The organism is Kordia zhangzhouensis (assembly GCF_001005305.1).
GTDB classification, from domain to species: Bacteria; Bacteroidota; Bacteroidia; order Flavobacteriales; family Flavobacteriaceae; genus Kordia; species Kordia zhangzhouensis.
Genome location: NZ_LBMH01000005.1, coordinates 97,345 through 115,451, shown reverse-complemented (window position 1 = coordinate 115,451; position 18,107 = coordinate 97,345). Strand labels below are relative to the sequence as shown.

Below are 18,107 nucleotides of genomic sequence, written 5' to 3'. Positions count from 1 at the left end.
CTTTATTAAAAAAAAAGACTGACATGTATGACTATACTTGCTACGAAGAATAAAAAAATCAAATTAATACTCAGCGTTATTTTTGATTTGATAGGATACGTTTCGTATATACTTCCTGGTTTTGCAGAAGTTTCGGATATTATTTGGGCTCCAGTTTCTGCTTGGTTAATGACTAAAATGTATAAAGGAGTACCAGGGAAGGTTGGTGCTGCGATTGCTTTTGTTGAAGAAATTTTGCCGTTTACAGATATAGTGCCATCATTTACATTAATGTGGTTGTACACGTATGTAATCCGTTCAGAAGAAGAAACAAATACAGTGAAAAAGTATTAATTATTTGATAAGTTTCATGCGTCGGAGCATTTTCTTTTCAAATTCCCAGAAAAATTTGAATTGTCCAAACAAGGTTCCAAAAATAATTAACAATATTTGGTATAATGGAAGGATGATAATGATGCGAATCATCCAATATAAAAAACCACCTAAAAAGCCTTCAGGAAAGATAATTCGTGTAAATCCAATCCATTCTAACAAAGGTTTAGCAATTCGTACAGAACTTGTTCCTGTAAGTGCAAATACAAGAAAAATTGCAATCATTTCCCAACGATAATTGGTTACCCATTTGTGTTCTAGTTTCTTAAAACACCAGAGAAAGAAACGTAGCATACCATAAAAGAATATAATGACCGCCAATAGGACTACGATATAATAAAGTAGTTTGTATTCTTGTCGATCAATGAAAGTACGAATGATTTTTTTTGAAAAAAGGTATGCAGTATAAAGTAACGCTGTGATTCCTAAAAAAGGAAAGATTAGTTGCCAGTTGTTTTTTATTTCCCAACGTTCTTTAAATGTGTTCATTTGCTAAATTTTCGGAGCAAAGATACACAACTTACTTTTTAAATCCGAACAGGAAATACCGCAAGTTTTTGATCGTATTTCTGTTGAAAGAATACAAAATAGTAATACAGTTGATAGTTTACTTCATATCCGTAATCTACATTTGGCTGATAATTGATTTCTTGTTGGTACAGTGAATTATTGTAGCGTGAAGGTTGAATGACACGCTGATTCCATTCAGTGACATACACACGATTTCTTGTTTCTAAAAAGTTTTGAGAGTAATATTGTCTTGGTCGTGCATAACTTTGCATCCAAGCGCTGAAACCAGGCTCAAAAATGATAATTTCGTATTCTAACTCTTCATTTACTATGCGAATCGTATCAGATATTTTTGTGATATCGTCTGATTTTTTAGTGATTGTTTTTCTTTGCCCCGTACAAGAATAGACGATACTTCCTGTTAAGACCAATAGAAAGAGAACTTTTTTCATATAAAATCATTTGATATAAAGATACGATATTTTAAAGAGTTGTCTAGTGAAGTTGGGTGAACTATGCGTAACAATGAGGAACTGTTATACCTCAATTAGCGAGATTTTATAAACGTTGTAAAAAACCATAAAAAAAAAGCATCAACTTTCGTCAATGCTTTTTTAGTTTGTATATTTTTTAGAGGATTATTTACCTCCAAATAATCCACCTAGCAAACCTCCAAGTCCGCCACTTTTACCGCTACCGCTGTTTTTGTCATTTCCTTTAAAAAACATACCCGCAATATCATCAATTACGCTTCCATCATTGTCAGCATCTAAAATTGACTCGATAAAACTTTGTTGTTGAGGAGCTTGATTAGATCCTCCGCCAAGTAATCCACCAAGAAGGTCTCCAAGACCATTTGAACTTTGTACATTTTGTTGACGTTTTTGTTTTCCTAAAACTCCCATTAATATTGGAGCAGCTACTTTTAAAATGTTAGTAATAGAAGACGTATCCATTCCAGATTGCTTACTAATTGCATTTTCTACATTTTGTCTACGATCTCCCAATACGTGACGTAAAATTCCATCACCATCATCTTTTACTTCTTGGTTTACACCACCACCGAATAAACTTCCTAGGTTATCTAAAATACTTCCGTCGTGTTTGTTCTCTAACGCTCTGTTCAATCCTTCAGCTCCTTCAGGAGAACTTGCGTTTCTTTTCATAGCGCCCATAAGTACAGGCAAAGCCATACTAAGAACAGAAGCTGTTTTGCTTTTATCTTCTCCAACTTCATTGCTGACTCCTCCAATAATTTGCTGTCCTAAGTCGCTATTTAATAAATCTAAAATTCCAGACATTTTTCTAAATGGTATTTATTGTTAATAATCTGAAAACAAGATAGGAATATTCTACAAGGAAGTAAAACAGTGTTTGCATTTTTTTTAAGATTCTTACGAAATGCAAAAATATCTGTTAAACGGATTTTTTTAACAAATAAAAACTAAAAAAAGAGGGTATCTGAATTAATTTTTACAATATCTCTGTCTTCATTAGACATATGATTAGTGTTAATCTAATCTTTGTAAAAACTTGTTTTTCAGATAATCTCTTTTTTAAAAAGACTCTTTTAATGAGCTCTTATTTTTCTGTTTTTAGGAGCGAACTGATTTGATCAGCTAATTCCAATCCAATTCTATCTTGTGCTTCATTTGTAGCAGCACCAATATGTGGCGTTAAAGAAACATTAGGATTCATTAATACTTTGATAGCAGGTGTTGGCTCGTTTTCAAACACATCCAAACCAGCAAAACTCAATTTTCCACTATCCAATGCATCAATTAGAGCAACTTCATCAATGATTCCTCCTCGTGCAGCATTGACAATTCCTGCACCGTCTTTCATGCGTTCTATTTCTTTTTTACCGATAATGTATTCTTTTTGAGCAGGAACATGTAACGTAATAAAATCCGCATGTTGTAAAACGTCTTCTACCGGTTCTGTTTCAATTTCGACGTTGATATATTGTCCGTTGTAAAAATCTACTTTTACCGTTGCTTTTCCAATGAATTTATCTGAAGCAATTACCTTCATTCCTAACCCTAGGGCAATTTTAGCTACTTCACGACCAATACGGCCAAAACCGATAATTCCGAGAGTTTTTCCTCGTAATTCAGTTCCTTTAGCATATGCTTTTTTGAGTTCTTTAAAACGTGAATCACCTTCTAAAGGCATATTTCTGTTTGCGTCATGTAAAAATCGAACTCCATTAAATAAGTGACCAAAAACCAATTCGGCCACAGAACTCGATGAAGCTGCAGGTGTGTTAATTACATGAATTCCTTTGGAACGAGCGTACTCAACATCAATATTATCCATTCCAACACCACCACGGCCAATAATTTTTAAGCTTTCACAAGCATCTATAATGTCTTTACGAACTTTTGTAGCGCTGCGTACTAAGAGTACGTTGATTTTATGTTCGTTTATATACTTGATAAGTTGTTCTTGCGCAACTTTTGTAGTTATTACTTCGAAACCGTCTTTTTCTAACGCGTCAATTCCACTTTGAGAAATTCCGTCGTTTGCTAATATTTTCATGGATAATGGAAAATTTAAAATTTGAATGATTGATAGTTTTTTAGGCTCTCTTTTCGAGTTGTTGCATTACGTCAACTAGTACTTGTACACTTTCTAGTGGAAGCGCATTGTACATAGAAGCTCTATAACCTCCAACACTTCGGTGTCCATTAAGCCCATTGACACCAGCTTCTTTCCACATTGTGTCAAATGTATCTTTTAGTTCATCTGTTGCTAAAGTAAATGTAGCATTCATATGACTTCGGTCTTCTGTGGCAACAACTCCATTAAATAACGGATTTCGATCAATTTCTCCGTATAGTAAAGCAGCTTTTTGTTCGTTTATCTTTTCGATAGCCGCAATTCCTCCTAAGTTTTTTAGCCATTCTAACGTTAGCATCGATACATATACAGGAAAAACGGGAGGTGTATTAAACATACTATCTTTACTTATGTGTACTTGATAATTAAGCATAGAAGGTATTGTTCTGCTTACTTTTCCTAAGGTTTCTTCCTTTACAACAACTAATGTAGCACCAGCAGGGCCCATATTTTTTTGAGCACCAGCATAAATTAAATCGAATTTTGAAAAATCAAGCTGACGCGAGAAAATATCAGAACTCATATCACAAACTACAGGAACATTTGTTTTTGGAAAATGCTTCATTTGTGTTCCAAAAATAGTATTGTTACTAGTGCAGTGAAAGTAATCAGCATCTGAAGGAATCGTATAGTCTTTAGGAATGTATGTAAAGTTTTTATCTTTTGAAGAAGCAACTTCTACAATTTCACCAAATAATTTAGCTTCTTTAATGGCTTTATCACTCCAAGTTCCTGTATTTAAATATGCAGCTTTCGTTTCTAGTAGATTATAAGCACTCATCAAAAATTGAGTACTTGCCCCACCTTGTAAAAATAATGCTTGATATCCTTTTCCTTCCAAACCGAGCAATTCCAAAGCCAAACTACGAGCTTTTTCCATTACATTGACAAATGGTTTGCTTCGGTGTGATATTTCAATTAAAGAGAGATTATCATTATTAAAATTTATAATTGCTTCAGAAGCTTTTTGAAGAACTTCTTGTGGTAGTATACAAGGACCAGCGCTAAAGTTATGTTTTTTCATCTTTTAAGGTTTGTCGTGTGTTGTTTTGATATACAAAGTTGCTAAATTATGAACGAATTGTTGTTATGAAAGTGCTAAATATTTTGTCACAAATTTGTGAGAAATTGTAAAGTATCTACACCATCAGCGTAATCATATAATTGTGGATGTTGAGTTTGTCCAAATTTAACCTCATTTGTAAGGTTTAAATCTGCAACAACACATTGAATAGATTCTTCTTCTAAGGTTAATTTTTCTTGTAATGAATCAAGATTGTCGTAATATTCATAAAAAACGGTGGCTATTGGTGACGCATATTGCGTATCTTCTTTAATCATCAAAAAACCATTTTCTAAAATATCGAATAAACTCATTAAATAGACTGCTTTGTTGTAATCGTAGTTATTAGCGTATTTCGCATTGTCCATAATATTACTTTTGGAGTACATTGCTTGAAAAAAGGCATCAAAATTATAATCTCTTGGAACAAAAAGTTTGGAAACACTGCGACAGCCTAAGCCAAAGTATGTGAAAATATCATCACTTAATCCTTCTAGTTGTTCAGTGGTTTCGTTTCCTGTTAGGATGGCAACAGAGTTTCTGTTTTTTCGAATGATACTTGGCTTGTCTTTAAAATAGTATTCAAAATAACGTGCAGTATTGTTGCTTCCAGTAGCAATTACTGCTTCAAAATCAGTTAGTTTTTCTTCTGTAAAAGAAATTTTTCCTTTAAATTTTGGTTCAACATATTCTAAATACTTAGCTAAATAGGGAAGAAGATGCTTATCATTTGATGACTGCTTAACTAATACTTCATGACCTGCAATTAATACAGATAAAAAATCGTGAAATCCTACCAATGGAATATTTCCTGCCATGATAATTGCTACTTTTTTAGAAGTAATAGCATGTATATCATAATTTTGTGTCCATGATTCTAGCGATTCTTTTTGCAATGCATTTGCCCAATTTGCAATAGCAAAGCGTAGATTTTCTTTGGTAAACCAACTATTATGCTCTTCAGCAAGTTTGAGTTGATGTCTCATACCTTCAAAAAAAAGATCATTGTATGCAATTTCTGCTTGCGGAATTAAATTTTCAGTTGAAAATTGCCTTAAAAAATCACTAAGTTTTACAAAAGCGTTAATTCTTTCTGCTAAAGTCATCTGAATTTGTTTATGAATAGTTTTGGCGTTATTTTTGTAAAAGTATCAGCCAATAATTAATTTTTGGCGAATTTATGAAACTTTTACCGCATACGTGGTAGATTGTAATAAGATTGTAAACGAAACGAAGAAAAAATGGCAATAATTATAACCGACGAATGTATCAACTGTGGCGCATGTGAACCAGAATGCCCTAATACTGCAATTTATGAAGGAGCAGATGATTGGCGTTATGCTGATGGAACTTCTCTTGAAGGAAAAGTGGTATTACCTAATGGAAAAGCTGTAGATGCAGAAGAAGCACAAGAACCTATTTCAGATGAAATTTATTACATTGTTCCTGATAAATGTACAGAATGTAAAGGATTTCATGAGGAACCACAATGTGCAGCTGTTTGCCCAGTTGATTGTTGTGTGCCAGATGAAGATGTTGTAGAAACAGAAGAAGAATTGTTATCTAAACAAGCATTTATGCATCCAGAAGACTAATGTTATGTTGTTTTTAGATTAATAATTTTCTTAAATAAAAATATTGAAAAGCTACGCAACCGTAGCTTTTTTTAATGTTAGTATAACGACATAAAGAATAATACTAATTTTTGACATTTAGTACATAAGTAAAAAGCCACTTACGATAATGTAAAGTGGCTTTTTTGGGTTTTGGGTTGGTTGTGGTATGATTAAATATCTTCAAAATTCACATCTGTAAAACTTTCAATATTGGAGTCTTGATCAGATGATTCATCTAAACTATATTCTCTTTTAAAATCTTTTTGGTGACGTTCAGAAATTACTTCTTCCCCTTTTTCATCAACAATATAACCAGTCATTTCGTCCAAAATTTCCGTAAATGCTGAGAAATCTTCTTTATAAAGATAAATTTTGTGTTTTTTGTAGTGGAAAGACCCGTCGTCGTTTGTGAATTTTTTGCTTTCTGTAATGGTTAGGTAATAATCGCCAGCTTTGGTAGCTCTGACATCAAAGAAATAAGTTCTCCTTCCTGCCCTCAATACCTTAGAGAAAATTTCTTCTTTCTCTAGTAATTCTTTTTCACTCATAATCCCTTTTTCTAAAAATTTTAGTTGTTTGTTAATCTCCCTCAAAAATGTAAAAAAAAAATTAACTGAACAACAAAATTTTACAAATCTTTTTCGGAAAGCTGTTTTAAATAAAGCTCTTTAAAGTAACCTTCTTGCTCAATAAGCTCATCATAAGTTCCATTTTGAATAATTTTTCCGTTGTCTAGGACCAGAATTTTGTCTGCATTTTTAGCAGAGGAAATTCGGTGACTTACAATGATAGTTGTTTTGTTTTTTGTAATACGTTCAATATTAGAAAGGATTTCTTCTTCTGTTTCTGTATCTACTGCAGATAAACAATCGTCCAATAAAAGAATATTAGGATTTTTAATAATGGCTCTTGCAATTGACACGCGTTGTTTTTGTCCGCCACTCAGTGTAATTCCTCGTTCGCCAAGAATTGTTTCGTATCCTTTTTTAAATCCGATGATATTATTGTGGACAGAGGCAAATTTGGCAGCTTCTATTACTTCATCATCAGTAGCATCTTCTTTGCCAAATTTTATATTTTCTTTGATACTTTCAGAGAACAAGAAAGCGTCTTGCGGTACTATACTGATAGCTTGTCGTAAACTATTTAAATTAAGTTGTTTGATAGGAGTTTGGTCAATTTCGACACTTCCTTGATTGGTGTCGTACATTCTGCTAATCAAGTCTAATATTGTTGTTTTTCCAGAACCTGTTTTTCCAACAATTGCCAACGTTTCTCCAGAAGAGAGAGAAAATGATACATTTTTTAAAGCAGTTATGTTAGTGTCATCGTAGGTAAACGACACATTTTTGAATTCAATGTCACCTTTAATAGGTGTAATTTCTTTTACTTCATTTCGAATTTCTGGTTTCACTTTTAAAAATTCATTGATACGTTGTTGTGACACTTCAGCTTGTTGTACAATAGATGTAACCCATCCAATAGTTGCGACAGGCCATGTAAGCATATTTACATACATAATAAACTCAGCCAATACACCAAATTCAATATCTCCATTAATAAATTGTCTGCCGCCAATATAAATTACCAAAATATTACTCGCTCCAATGAGTAAAATCATCATTGGGAAAAACCATGCTTGAACTTTAGCCAAATCCATGTTTTTGTTTTTTCCTTCTACAACCATTTCATCAAACGCTTCTTTAGTTTGTGGTTCAATTCCATAGGCTTTAATCACAGAAACTCCAGAAAACGATTCTTGTGTAAATGTGGAAAGTTTTGATAAAAATTGTTGAACAATTGCGCTTCTTTTTTGGATAGCACGGCTCAATTTATAGATTAGAAATGATAAAATAGGAAGCGGGACTAAAGTATAAATAGCAACTTTGGGAGCTGTAATAAACATTAATGGTACTAAACACGCAAAAAGTGTAATGGTACGAATACTGTACATAATGGCAGGTCCGGCATACATACGTACTTTTCCAACATCTTCGCTGATTCGATTCATCAAATCACCAGTTCGATTTTGCTTATAAAAATTTGTAGAAAGATTTTGATATTGTTGATAGACCTCATTTTTGAGATCAAATTCAATATAACGTGAAATATTGATAATTGTTTGTCGCATCAAAAAAGTAAAAAATCCTGCTAGAGCAGAAGCACCTACAATAATCAATATGTTAATTAATAGTTCATTTTTTACAATTGCAAGGTCTGTAATTTCTCCAGAAATATACTTTTCGACTTCTGTAAGTGAATTTCCAATCAGTTTTGGGGTAAAAAGGGCAAATATTTGTGCGATAATAGTAATAATAACTCCTAAAAGTAACTTTCCTTTATACTTTATGAAGTATTTATTTAAATGTTGTAATTCTTTCATGTAACGGTAATTCCTAGCTATTTTTTAAGTCTCTATTTTGAAAAATCTTCATTTTAACAACAAGTTTATTGCATACATTTGAATTATCACTATTTTTGCACTCAATTTTTTATATATTATATAAAAGTAACATAACATATTATATGGTTTCAGATGTCATCAACACCAGCGAATTGCATAAGATAGATCCAGTTTTTGGTCAACTATCATTTGATAATCACGAACAAGTTGTTTTTTGTAACGACAAAGATACAGGATTAAAAGCAATAATAGGAATCCATAACACAGTTTTAGGACCTGCTTTAGGAGGAACGCGAATGTGGCAGTATACAAATGAATGGGAAGCACTAAATGATGTATTGCGCTTGTCTCGTGGTATGACATTCAAGTCAGCAATTACTGGTTTGAATCTTGGAGGTGGAAAAGCCGTAATTATTGGTGATGCAAAAACACAAAAAACACCAGCATTAATGCGTAAGTTTGGAGAGTTTGTACATTCTCTTAGTGGACGCTATATTACTGCTGAAGATGTAGGAATGGAAACGAGTGATATGGATATTGTTCGTGATGTGACTCCTTACGTAACTGGAATTTCTGAGTCTAGAGGTGGCGCAGGAAATCCTTCTCCTATTACAGCGTATGGCGTTTTTATGGGAATGAAAGCTGCTGCTAGATATAAGTTTGGTTCGGATGTATTAGAGGACAAAACGGTTTATGTACAAGGAATCGGTCATGTAGGGGAAGCATTAGTTGAACATTTATCAAATGAAGGAGCGAATGTTGTAATTGCAGACATCAACGAAGAGCGTTTACAAGCCGTAAGTAAGGCGTATGGGGCAACAATTTATAGAGGTTCAGATATTTATGCTGAAGAAATGGATATATATGCGCCATGTGCACTAGGAGCTACAATCAATGACGATAGTATTTCAAAGTTAAAAGCACAAGTTATTGCAGGAGCTGCAAACAATCAATTGAAGGATGAGATTAAGCATGGAGCGATGTTACGAGATAGAGGTATTGCTTATGCACCAGATTTCCTAATCAACGCAGGAGGAATCATCAATGTATACGCCGAATTAGAAGGATATGGAAAGGCTGAGATTATGCGTAAAACAGAAAATATCTATAATACGACATTAGAAATTTTCAAGCACTCTGATGAGAATGATCTTACGTCTCATTACTCAGCATTGCGTATTGCTGTTGATAGAATTGAAGCAAGAAAAAAAGAAGCGAACAAATAGTAGCATTCTTTTAAAATAATTATATTTTTGCGGGGCGAAAGGAAAGATTCTTTTCGCCTTTCATATTTTTTATATTAAAGTTCTTATTTCAGATGCTAACAAGAAGACACATTCGAGTTAAAGTAATGCAATCAATTTACGCATTGTCTCAGTCACAAAGTGATCAAGTTGATAAAGAATTGAAATTCATCAACATGAGTATTGCGAATATGCACGATTTGTATATCCTTACTCTCGATTTGTTTGTAAAATTGAGCGAATACGCTCAAAATCAATTAGAATTGTCGCAAAAAAAATACCTGGCGACTTCTGAGGAAAAAAATCCGAATAAAAAATTTATACAGAATGCGATTATTCGCCATTTGTCGGAAAATGAAGCGTTAAAAGAAGCACTTCAAGATCGAAAATTGGACGACTGGGAATTGAATGATGAATATATTCGTGTCATTTTTGAGGAGATGCTTGCCAGTAATTTGTATAAAAAATATATGGCAGACACTGAAATGAGCTATGAAAATGATCGTTCATTTGCGGCAAAATTATTTTCAGAGATTATTGCGCCAAATGAAAAGTTGTATGAGTATTTTGAAGACAAAAAACTAACTTGGATAGATGACCTTCCTGTGGTAAACACATTAATTCTTAAATCTATCAAACAGGCAAAACAAGGAAAAGAACGAATCTTTCTTTCTGAATTATACAAAGACGATGAAGATAAAGCATTTGTCAAAGAATTATTCACAAAAACTGTATTGAATGATGAAATGCTAACTAAGGAAATTCAAGGAAAAACACCGAACTGGGATAAAGATCGTATCGCAAATTTAGACCTTATTCTTTTAAAAATGGCGATATGTGAATTCTTAAAATTTCCTTCAATACCTGTAAAAGTCACAATTAATGAATATATTGAGCTCGCAAAAGAGTATTCTACTTCTAAAAGTAGTATGTTCATCAATGGAATTTTAGATAAACTCATTAAAGAATATAAACAAGAAAATAAGTTAAATAAAATCGGTCGCGGTTTGATGTAACGAAAACAATTATTAAATTTACCACTCAAATTTTAAATACTATGATCAGAAAAGGATTAATTTTATTAGGAGCTATGTCGCTAGTAATGTTTACTTCATGTAAAGACGACGCAACAAAAAAAGTGAAAAGTGAAAATGTTGCACAAGCACAAGAAAGAGATGCAGTGGCAACTAATTTTGCTGAAATGACTTTTGATAAAACAGAACATGATTTTGGAACTATCAATGAAGGAGACCAAGTAGAAACTACATTCAAATTTACAAACACAGGAAAAGTGCCTTTATTAATCTCAGGTATAAAAGGAAGTTGTGGATGTACTGTTCCAAACGATTGGCCAAAAGAACCAATTGCTCCTGGAGATAGTGGAGAGTTTACTGTAAAATATAACTCTACAAACAAGCCTAACTTAAAAACGAATACTGTAACTATTACTGCCAACACTGAAAAAGGAAGAGAAATGGTTCGTATCAAAGCTTTTGCTACTCCAAATCCAGAGTTGGAAGCAAAAAGAGTAAAGGCTAGAGAAGAAAGAGAAGCACGTATGAAAGCTCAACAAGAAGCTCAGAAAAAAGCGGCTGCTAACAATACAGGATCTACACAAACAGGTCACGAAGGACACAATCATTAATCATATAAAAGCTAAAGATTGGAACAGTTTTTACCATTGTTGTTAATGTTGGTAGTTGTATATTTCTTTATACTAGCGCCTAGCATTAAACGACAAAAAAAAGAAAAGAATTTTATGCAATCTATCAAAAAAGGAGATCGAGTGATCACAAAAAGTGGAATGCATGGAAAGATTGTTGAGCTGAACGATAAAGACAATACTTGTGTGATTGAAACTGGTGCAGGAAAAATTAAATTTGAACGTGCCGCACTTTCAGCAGAAGCGTCTGCGAGACTCAGCAAAACAGTATAAAATACTTAGTTTAAGTAAAAAGCATCGTGAATAACGATGCTTTTTTTATGGAGTAAATCTTAGAAATTAACGATACTGATCACTTAAGCCTTTTCCTTCCATAATCATCGGAATAATTTTTTCTAGACGATTGTGCTTGGTAGCGACTCTTTTGGCAGTTGCAATATATTCAATGTATTCTTTTTGTTTATAATTGGGTAGTTCTTTAAACTTTTGCTCTAAAATCTTGTCTGCTTCAAAAGCAGAAGTCAATTCATTAGGAATAGGTAAGGGTTTCTTTTTTGTAAGTAAAACAGTTTTGTTTTCTAGTTGATTTTGTACAGCTCTATTAATGTAATCAGTAACTAATTTTTGAGGAATTGTTTCTTCAGCACTAAAGCGCCATTGTCGTAATGCTTGTGTTTTTCCTTCTTGCGCATTAATTAATACATTGGCTTGGTCACTTAATAAAGCTCCTTGAAAAAACCATAAACCTGCGTAGGATTTAAAAGCTCCCAAACCTATTACATTTTTACCATTTACAGTATATACTGGTGCTCCCCATTTAATGGTTTCTTTTACAGCAGTATTTTGTAAAATCAATGCGCGTAATGTTTGCAATTGTGATTTCCATTCAGGAAAGTTTTCAATAAATGCTTCAACAGTAGTATTTTTTTTCATTCCATTCAATTTCAGCTAAAATATGAAATTAATGTAAAAAAGGCTTATGCTAAGAGATTCCTCAAGTGTATCGCTATATTTAAATACTTTCAATTAAAATGTTGGTATCAATTTTACGTTCACTCGAAAATCTTGTACAAATTATTTTTTTGAAAATACACTAGTTATGATTTTGTTTAGATGCGTTTGTGTGCTATCATAAAAAGAGCCCAACCTTTTTAGAGTATTCTAAAGTTTGGGCTCTTTTATATTTTATATAGCAAATTTATTTTACTGTATGTTACGATTGTTTCATAGTTACAATTCGTTGCGCATATGGAGCGTCGTAATTAGCAGCTCCTAAAGCTTCTACAATCTTTTGACGTGTATCCCAATACACATCCCAATAGTTGTTACAATCTACATATGGCATGGCTAGTAACTCAACACCATTTGCGCCTAAATTGTTTACTGCAACTCTTGGGGCAGGCTCAGAGAGTACATTTTTATCGCTTTTTAAAACAGTATAAACAATTTCTTTAGCTTTTTCTATATCTGTACCATATTGAATTCCAAAAGGCATATCTATACGTAAGTTTCCTACTTTTGTCAGATTTATAATTTTATTTGCTGTAATTGCTCCATTTGGAATAATAACGGTTTCATTTTGAAAAGTCTCAATCACAGTTACAAATACAGAAATTTCTTTTACAAAACCAAAAGCATCGTTCGATTTGATTAAATCGCCTACTTTGAAAGGTCTAAAAATAAGCAACATAATTCCTGAAGCCAAATGACCTAATGATCCATTGAAAGCGGCTCCAATAGCTATCCCGATTCCAGCAATCAAAGCCGCAAAAGAAGCTGTTGGAATTCCAACAATCCCGGCAATTGAAATTAGTAGTACGAGCTTAAGAATAAACCCTATAAGTGTTAGCAGAAACGGACGTAGTGTTTCATCAATATGACGTGTTTCAAAAGTTTTAGCCACAGCTTTCATGATCATTCGGATGATCCAAAAACCAATAATTAATGCAGCTAATGCTCCAATTAGCTTCAATCCCCAATCACCAACACCTGCTGCAATAGTGTCATAAAATTTACCCAACGAATCTGTAATTGTGTTTCCCATAGTTAGTATGTATTTTAAGGTTATTTCCTTAAAATTAACTACTAGAACACAAGTTCAATTTTCACAAAACTATTAAGTTAAAACTATCGATATAGGATTGTGAAAAATCGATAAAAAGTAGCTTTTACACTTCTTTCTTGTATTTTTTTGCTGTAAGTTCTGCTATTTTCACAATTACTTCAATAGCGCTTAAAATACTTTCTACAGGAACGTATTCATAACGACCATGAAAATTATGCCCACCTGCAAAAATATTTGGGCAAGGTAAGCCCATGAACGAAAGTTGAGACCCATCAGTTCCACCACGAATAGGCTTGATAATTGGTGTAATTCCTAAATCTTTCATTGCCTCTTCTGCAATTTCTACAATATGAAAAACAGGTTCTACTTTCTCTTTCATGTTGTAATATTGATCTTTAAGAGTAAGTGTTACAGGATCATATGTATAGCGACTATTAATATCGTCGGCAATTTTTCCGAGTAATTCTTTTCGAGCTTCAAATTTGTCTCTATCGTGATCGCGAATAATATATTCTAAAGTAGATTCTTCTACACGTCCTTTTATAGTATGTAAATGATAAAACCCTTCACGACCAGTTGTTTCTTGAGGGATTTCGTGTTGTGGTAATGCATTTATAATCTCATTGGCAATCAAAATAGAATTAATCATTTTTCCTTTAGCATATCCAGGATGTACAATTTTACCTTTGATTGTAATTTTTGCACTAGCGGCATTAAAGTTTTCATATTCAAGCTCACCAATCTGACTTCCGTCCATTGTATATGCCCAATCAGCACCAAACTTTTCTACATTGAACTTGTGTGCACCACGACCAATTTCTTCATCAGGAGTAAATCCGACACGAATTTTACCATGTTTTATTTCTGGATGCTGAATTAAATACTCCATTGCAGACACAATTTCGCAAATACCAGCTTTGTCGTCGGCACCTAATAATGTAGTTCCATCAGTTGTAATCAGTGTTTGTCCTTTATAGAGTAACAAATCTTCAAAATAATCAGGAGAAAGAACAATATCTTGTTCAGCATTCAATACGATATCTTTTCCATCGTAATTTGGAATAATTTGTGGTTTTACATTGGCTCCTGTAAAATCTGGAGATGTGTCAAAATGTGATACAAATCCAATAGTAGGTACTTCATGATCTACATTGCTAGGTAATGTTGCCATAATATACGCATTGTCGTCAATTGTAACCTCTTGCATTCCAATTCGTTTCAATTCGTCGACTAACAAATTAGCAAGATTCCATTGTTTTTCAGTACTTGGAGTAGTGTTGGAAGTTGGATCAGATTCCGTATCAATAGTTACATAACTAATAAATCTATCTATAATATGTTGTTGCATTTTGTATCTTTTTTTCAAAAATAACTCTTTCTTAAAAAATATATTGATCGATGAAAATCTTTTTTTTAATACTTCAAATCTTTCTTTTACAACAACCAATGATTCTTTAAAATTACTGTACTAAAATATTTTAGCTTTTAAAAAATCCACTATTTTTGCACAAACTACACAACATGTATCAATTGATTGTAAAGCCTATACTTTTTTTGTTTGATCCAGAAAAAGTACATCATTTTACTTTTTCCCTCATCCGTACACTTTGTAAAATTCCTTTACTGCCTAATCTTTTCAGAAGTCTATATGTGGTAAATGATAAACGATTAGAACGAAAAGTTTTCGGTCTGACATTTAAAAACCCTGTTGGATTAGCGGCAGGATTCGACAAAGATGCCAAATTGTATAATGAACTTTCTAATTTTGGATTTGGATTTATTGAAATTGGAACGTTAACACCCAAACCGCAAGCAGGAAACCCAAAAAAGCGATTGTTTCGTTTACAAAAAGATGAAGCAATCATCAATCGTATGGGGTTTAATAATGGAGGCGTTGAAGAAGCAGTAAAACGTTTAAAAAAGAATAAAGGCGTATTGATTGGTGGAAATATTGGAAAAAATAAAGTCACTCCCAATGAAGAGGCTGTTGAAGATTATAAACTATGTTTTGAAGCATTATTTCCTTATGTTGATTACTTTGTAGTTAATGTAAGTTCTCCAAACACGCCTAATTTACGCGCTTTGCAAGATAGAGAACCTTTGACGAAGTTGTTAAGCACTTTACAAAAACTAAATGCCAAAAAGGAAACGGGCAAACCAATCTTGTTAAAAATTGCTCCTGATTTGACTAATGAACAATTGGAAGATATCATTGCGATTGTTGCAGAAACAAAAATAGCAGGAGTGATTGCTACAAATACCACAATTTCTCGTGAAGGTTTAGAATCTGATGATAAAGAAGAGGTTGGAGGATTAAGTGGAAAACCACTCACAAATCGCTCGACGGAAGTTATTCGATTTTTGGCGGAAAAGAGCAACAAAGCTTTTCCAATTATAGGTGTTGGCGGAATTCATTCAGCAAAAGATGCCTTAGAAAAATTAGAAGCAGGAGCTGACCTTGTTCAATTATATACAGGCTTTATTTATGAAGGGCCACAATTGGTAAAGAGCATCAATAAAGAACTTCTTAAACAAATGTAAATTTGGATCCAGAAAAAATCATAGGATTTATAACGGCAACGTCTTTACTGGCTATTTCTCCCGGACCAGACAATATTTATGTATTAATGCAAAGTATTGTAAATGGAAAAAAATATGGGATTGCTACCGTTTTAGGGCTTATGACAGGCTGTATTATTCACACCTCAATTGTTGCTTTTGGAGCTTCGACTGCCTTACAGCAAAATCCCACATTATTTTTTATCATTAAACTATTTGGAGCTTTGTATTTATTGTATTTAGCTTACAGTGTTTATAAGAGTTCAGGAACTATTGAGCTTAAAAATGATGCAGTGCCACAGAAAACAGTTTTTGAGCTTTTCAAGCAAGGATTTATTATGAATGTATTAAATCCGAAAGTAACCTTATTTTTTTTAGCGTTATTTCCAGGTTTCCTATTTAGTAACACTATGAATGAAGTAGTCCAATTTTATATTTTAGGGCTTCTATTTATACTTGTTTCATTCATAATATTCAGTACAATTGCTGTATTGGCAGGATCTATTGCAGATAAAATAAAGAAAAACAGAAATGTAGGTATCTACATGAAATGGTTGCAAATTATTGTTTTTATAGGAATAGCTATTTTCATTATGATTACATGAATATAGTTGTTTAACTCCTTTCAAAACGTACTCTCTTCATTGCATTTGACTTCTTACAATTCATAAATATAGAGTAGCTCTTCTTTTAAAAATTTCTATTTCTTAATAATTTCAATAACACAAAATTTATTAATACTATTAGAAATTATGAAGAAAAAAACCTTAAAGAGTCTGAAGTTATCTAAAAAGAGAATAAGTAATTTACAGAAATCGCTCCAAGGAGGATTGCAAGATGCACAATCTGAGATTTTATCTTGTTTACCACCGCCACCGCCGCCAGTTACAAAACCTTATGCTGGATGCAACGATACTGTAAACAATTGGTGTGATTCGAGGTTTGGAGGGTGTAATACCTATTACTGTCCAAACTAGATTCATTTATAATTCACATATGATGACAGCTTATCAAAAATTGATAAGCTGTTTTTTTATGAATACTTTTTGGATATAATTATTAAAAAAATAAGCATCTATTTAAGCTAATTTCAGTTGGTTATTACATAAGAAACGAGCTCTTATTTCGCGACAGAATCAAATGAATTCTAAATTGCTATTGTTGATGAATAAATGGTTTTTTTAGTAGGTAAAATTCAGATTATTAGTTTTTTATGAAGTAATTAAAAGAAGTGATATTTTATAAAAACTCACACAAAACAATTTTTTTTCTGCAAATTAAAGTGTTAGTTCGCTACATCAATTAAACATATAATTATGAAGAAAAAAAATCTAAAAGCGTTAACGCTTACGAAAAAAACAGTAAGTAACTTAAAAGAGTTATCATTAAACGGAGGAGCTAATTCAGGATACTTATCATGTAAGCCGCCAGCAGAACCAGTAACAATGGCAAACCAGGCAGGATGTAAAGACACTAAATACAACTGGTGTGATTCTCGTTTTGGAGGATGTCAAAGCTATTATTGTGGATAATAAGGATTAAGAATCCTTTTTTAACAAAAACAGCATTTTAACAGTGAAAATTTTTCACACAAATTGGAGAGTCTTTTTTTTAATACAAATAATCCCTATCTTTTGTTTTTATTAACTAAAATACCTAACCAATGAAAAAAAAGGATTTAAAAAACTTACGATTAACGAAAAAAACAATTAGTGGTTTTAATCAAAGACTAGTAGGTGGAGCTGAACAATCTGGATTTCTGTCATGTAAGCCTGCAGATCCAGAACCAGTGACACAATTAGGACAAACAGGTTGCGCAGATACACGTGTAAATTGGTGCGACTCTAGATTTGGAGGATGTCAGTCTTACTACTGTCCTAGATAAACATATCTTTTTCGAATCATAGAAACACAATTCTATACTGATAGCAGTTCATCAATTATTTGGTGAACTGTTTTTTTGAAAAAAAGACACACGAAATCTTCTAA

At 32.7% G+C, this 18,107-nt stretch carries 22 protein-coding genes; 11 read left to right on the top strand and 11 right to left on the bottom strand.

Annotation, left to right across the window (positions count from 1 at the left end; genetic code table 11):
- The first annotated feature begins 27 nt into the window (after nt 1–27).
- Nucleotides 28–333 (top strand): hypothetical protein, encoded by a 306-nt coding sequence (locus tag AA088_RS09190; protein WP_046744697.1) that lies wholly within the window; start codon nt 28–30, stop codon nt 331–333.
- On the opposite strand, the gene AA088_RS09185 is transcribed toward AA088_RS09190, so the two are convergent.
- The 6 genes from AA088_RS09185 to AA088_RS09160 form a co-directional block, all read right to left on the bottom strand.
- A complete protein-coding gene (locus AA088_RS09185; protein ID WP_046744696.1) occupies nt 334–861 on the bottom strand; it encodes a DUF6787 family protein in 528 nt (175 codons plus the stop codon).
- Between the two features lie 38 nt (nt 862–899).
- The gene (locus AA088_RS09180) at nt 900–1,334 is read right to left on the bottom strand and encodes a DUF6146 family protein (RefSeq protein WP_046744695.1); all 435 of its coding nucleotides are present in this window, start codon (nt 1,332–1,334) and stop codon (nt 900–902) included.
- Nucleotides 1,335–1,520: 186 nt separating this feature from the next.
- Nucleotides 1,521–2,183 (bottom strand): DUF937 domain-containing protein, encoded by a 663-nt coding sequence (locus tag AA088_RS09175; protein WP_046744694.1) that lies wholly within the window; start codon nt 2,181–2,183, stop codon nt 1,521–1,523.
- A gap of 280 nt (nt 2,184–2,463) precedes the next feature.
- A complete protein-coding gene (locus AA088_RS09170; RefSeq protein WP_046744693.1) occupies nt 2,464–3,423 on the bottom strand; it encodes a D-2-hydroxyacid dehydrogenase in 960 nt (319 codons plus the stop codon).
- 40 nt (nt 3,424–3,463) lie between these two features.
- Nucleotides 3,464–4,528: a 3-phosphoserine/phosphohydroxythreonine transaminase gene (gene serC, locus AA088_RS09165; protein ID WP_046744692.1), complete on the bottom strand. Its 1,065-nt coding sequence runs from the start codon at nt 4,526–4,528 to the stop codon at nt 3,464–3,466.
- An 86-nt stretch (nt 4,529–4,614) separates the two neighbouring features.
- The gene (locus tag AA088_RS09160) at nt 4,615–5,673 is read right to left on the bottom strand and encodes an acyl-CoA reductase (protein ID WP_046744691.1); all 1,059 of its coding nucleotides are present in this window, start codon (nt 5,671–5,673) and stop codon (nt 4,615–4,617) included.
- 135 nt (nt 5,674–5,808) lie between these two features.
- On the opposite strand from AA088_RS09160, the gene AA088_RS09155 reads away from it, so the two are divergent.
- Nucleotides 5,809–6,162, top strand: coding sequence for a 4Fe-4S dicluster domain-containing protein (locus AA088_RS09155; RefSeq protein WP_046744690.1), 354 nt, complete (start codon nt 5,809–5,811; stop codon nt 6,160–6,162).
- A gap of 191 nt (nt 6,163–6,353) precedes the next feature.
- On the opposite strand, the gene AA088_RS09150 is transcribed toward AA088_RS09155, so the two are convergent.
- Complete coding sequence (locus tag AA088_RS09150) at nt 6,354–6,731, bottom strand: PUR family DNA/RNA-binding protein (protein ID WP_046744689.1); 378 nt, start codon at nt 6,729–6,731, stop codon at nt 6,354–6,356.
- 80 nt (nt 6,732–6,811) lie between these two features.
- Nucleotides 6,812–8,566: an ABC transporter ATP-binding protein gene (locus tag AA088_RS09145; protein WP_046744688.1), complete on the bottom strand. Its 1,755-nt coding sequence runs from the start codon at nt 8,564–8,566 to the stop codon at nt 6,812–6,814.
- A gap of 143 nt (nt 8,567–8,709) precedes the next feature.
- Here AA088_RS09145 and AA088_RS09140 point away from each other — a divergent pair, with 143 nt between their 5' ends.
- From AA088_RS09140 to yajC, 4 genes are all read left to right on the top strand, one after another.
- A complete protein-coding gene (locus AA088_RS09140; RefSeq protein WP_046744687.1) occupies nt 8,710–9,813 on the top strand; it encodes a Glu/Leu/Phe/Val family dehydrogenase in 1,104 nt (367 codons plus the stop codon).
- Nucleotides 9,814–9,905: 92 nt separating this feature from the next.
- Nucleotides 9,906–10,847 carry a transcription antitermination factor NusB gene (gene nusB, locus AA088_RS09135; RefSeq protein ID WP_046744686.1) on the top strand — a complete coding sequence of 314 codons (942 nt, stop codon included), beginning with the start codon at nt 9,906–9,908 and terminating at the stop codon, nt 10,845–10,847.
- Nucleotides 10,848–10,888: 41 nt separating this feature from the next.
- Complete coding sequence (locus AA088_RS09130) at nt 10,889–11,476, top strand: DUF1573 domain-containing protein (RefSeq protein WP_064972164.1); 588 nt, start codon at nt 10,889–10,891, stop codon at nt 11,474–11,476.
- Between the two features lie 18 nt (nt 11,477–11,494).
- The gene (yajC, locus tag AA088_RS09125) at nt 11,495–11,767 is read left to right on the top strand and encodes a preprotein translocase subunit YajC (RefSeq protein WP_262494933.1); all 273 of its coding nucleotides are present in this window, start codon (nt 11,495–11,497) and stop codon (nt 11,765–11,767) included.
- Between the two features lie 66 nt (nt 11,768–11,833).
- On the opposite strand, the gene AA088_RS09120 is transcribed toward yajC, so the two are convergent.
- The 3 genes from AA088_RS09120 to pepT form a co-directional block, all read right to left on the bottom strand.
- Nucleotides 11,834–12,427, bottom strand: coding sequence for a YdeI/OmpD-associated family protein (locus AA088_RS09120; protein WP_046744684.1), 594 nt, complete (start codon nt 12,425–12,427; stop codon nt 11,834–11,836).
- A gap of 280 nt (nt 12,428–12,707) precedes the next feature.
- Nucleotides 12,708–13,538: a mechanosensitive ion channel family protein gene (locus AA088_RS09115; protein ID WP_046744683.1), complete on the bottom strand. Its 831-nt coding sequence runs from the start codon at nt 13,536–13,538 to the stop codon at nt 12,708–12,710.
- 124 nt (nt 13,539–13,662) lie between these two features.
- On the bottom strand, nt 13,663–14,907 hold the full coding sequence (gene pepT, locus AA088_RS09110; RefSeq protein ID WP_046744921.1) for a peptidase T: 1,245 nt from the start codon (nt 14,905–14,907) through the stop codon (nt 13,663–13,665).
- A gap of 173 nt (nt 14,908–15,080) precedes the next feature.
- Between pepT and AA088_RS09105 the strand changes: the two genes are divergently transcribed.
- From AA088_RS09105 to AA088_RS09090, 5 genes are all read left to right on the top strand, one after another.
- Nucleotides 15,081–16,100 (top strand): quinone-dependent dihydroorotate dehydrogenase, encoded by a 1,020-nt coding sequence (locus tag AA088_RS09105; RefSeq protein WP_046744682.1) that lies wholly within the window; start codon nt 15,081–15,083, stop codon nt 16,098–16,100.
- A gap of 2 nt (nt 16,101–16,102) precedes the next feature.
- The gene (locus AA088_RS09100; protein WP_046744681.1) at nt 16,103–16,723 is read left to right on the top strand and encodes a LysE family translocator; all 621 of its coding nucleotides are present in this window, start codon (nt 16,103–16,105) and stop codon (nt 16,721–16,723) included.
- Nucleotides 16,724–16,870: 147 nt separating this feature from the next.
- Entirely contained in the window at nt 16,871–17,095 is a 225-nt protein-coding gene (locus tag AA088_RS18000; protein ID WP_082106657.1) for a hypothetical protein, read from the top strand.
- 339 nt (nt 17,096–17,434) lie between these two features.
- Nucleotides 17,435–17,650: a hypothetical protein gene (locus AA088_RS09095; RefSeq protein WP_046744680.1), complete on the top strand. Its 216-nt coding sequence runs from the start codon at nt 17,435–17,437 to the stop codon at nt 17,648–17,650.
- 131 nt (nt 17,651–17,781) lie between these two features.
- Complete coding sequence (locus AA088_RS09090; protein WP_046744679.1) at nt 17,782–18,003, top strand: hypothetical protein; 222 nt, start codon at nt 17,782–17,784, stop codon at nt 18,001–18,003.
- Nucleotides 18,004–18,107 lie beyond the last annotated feature (104 nt).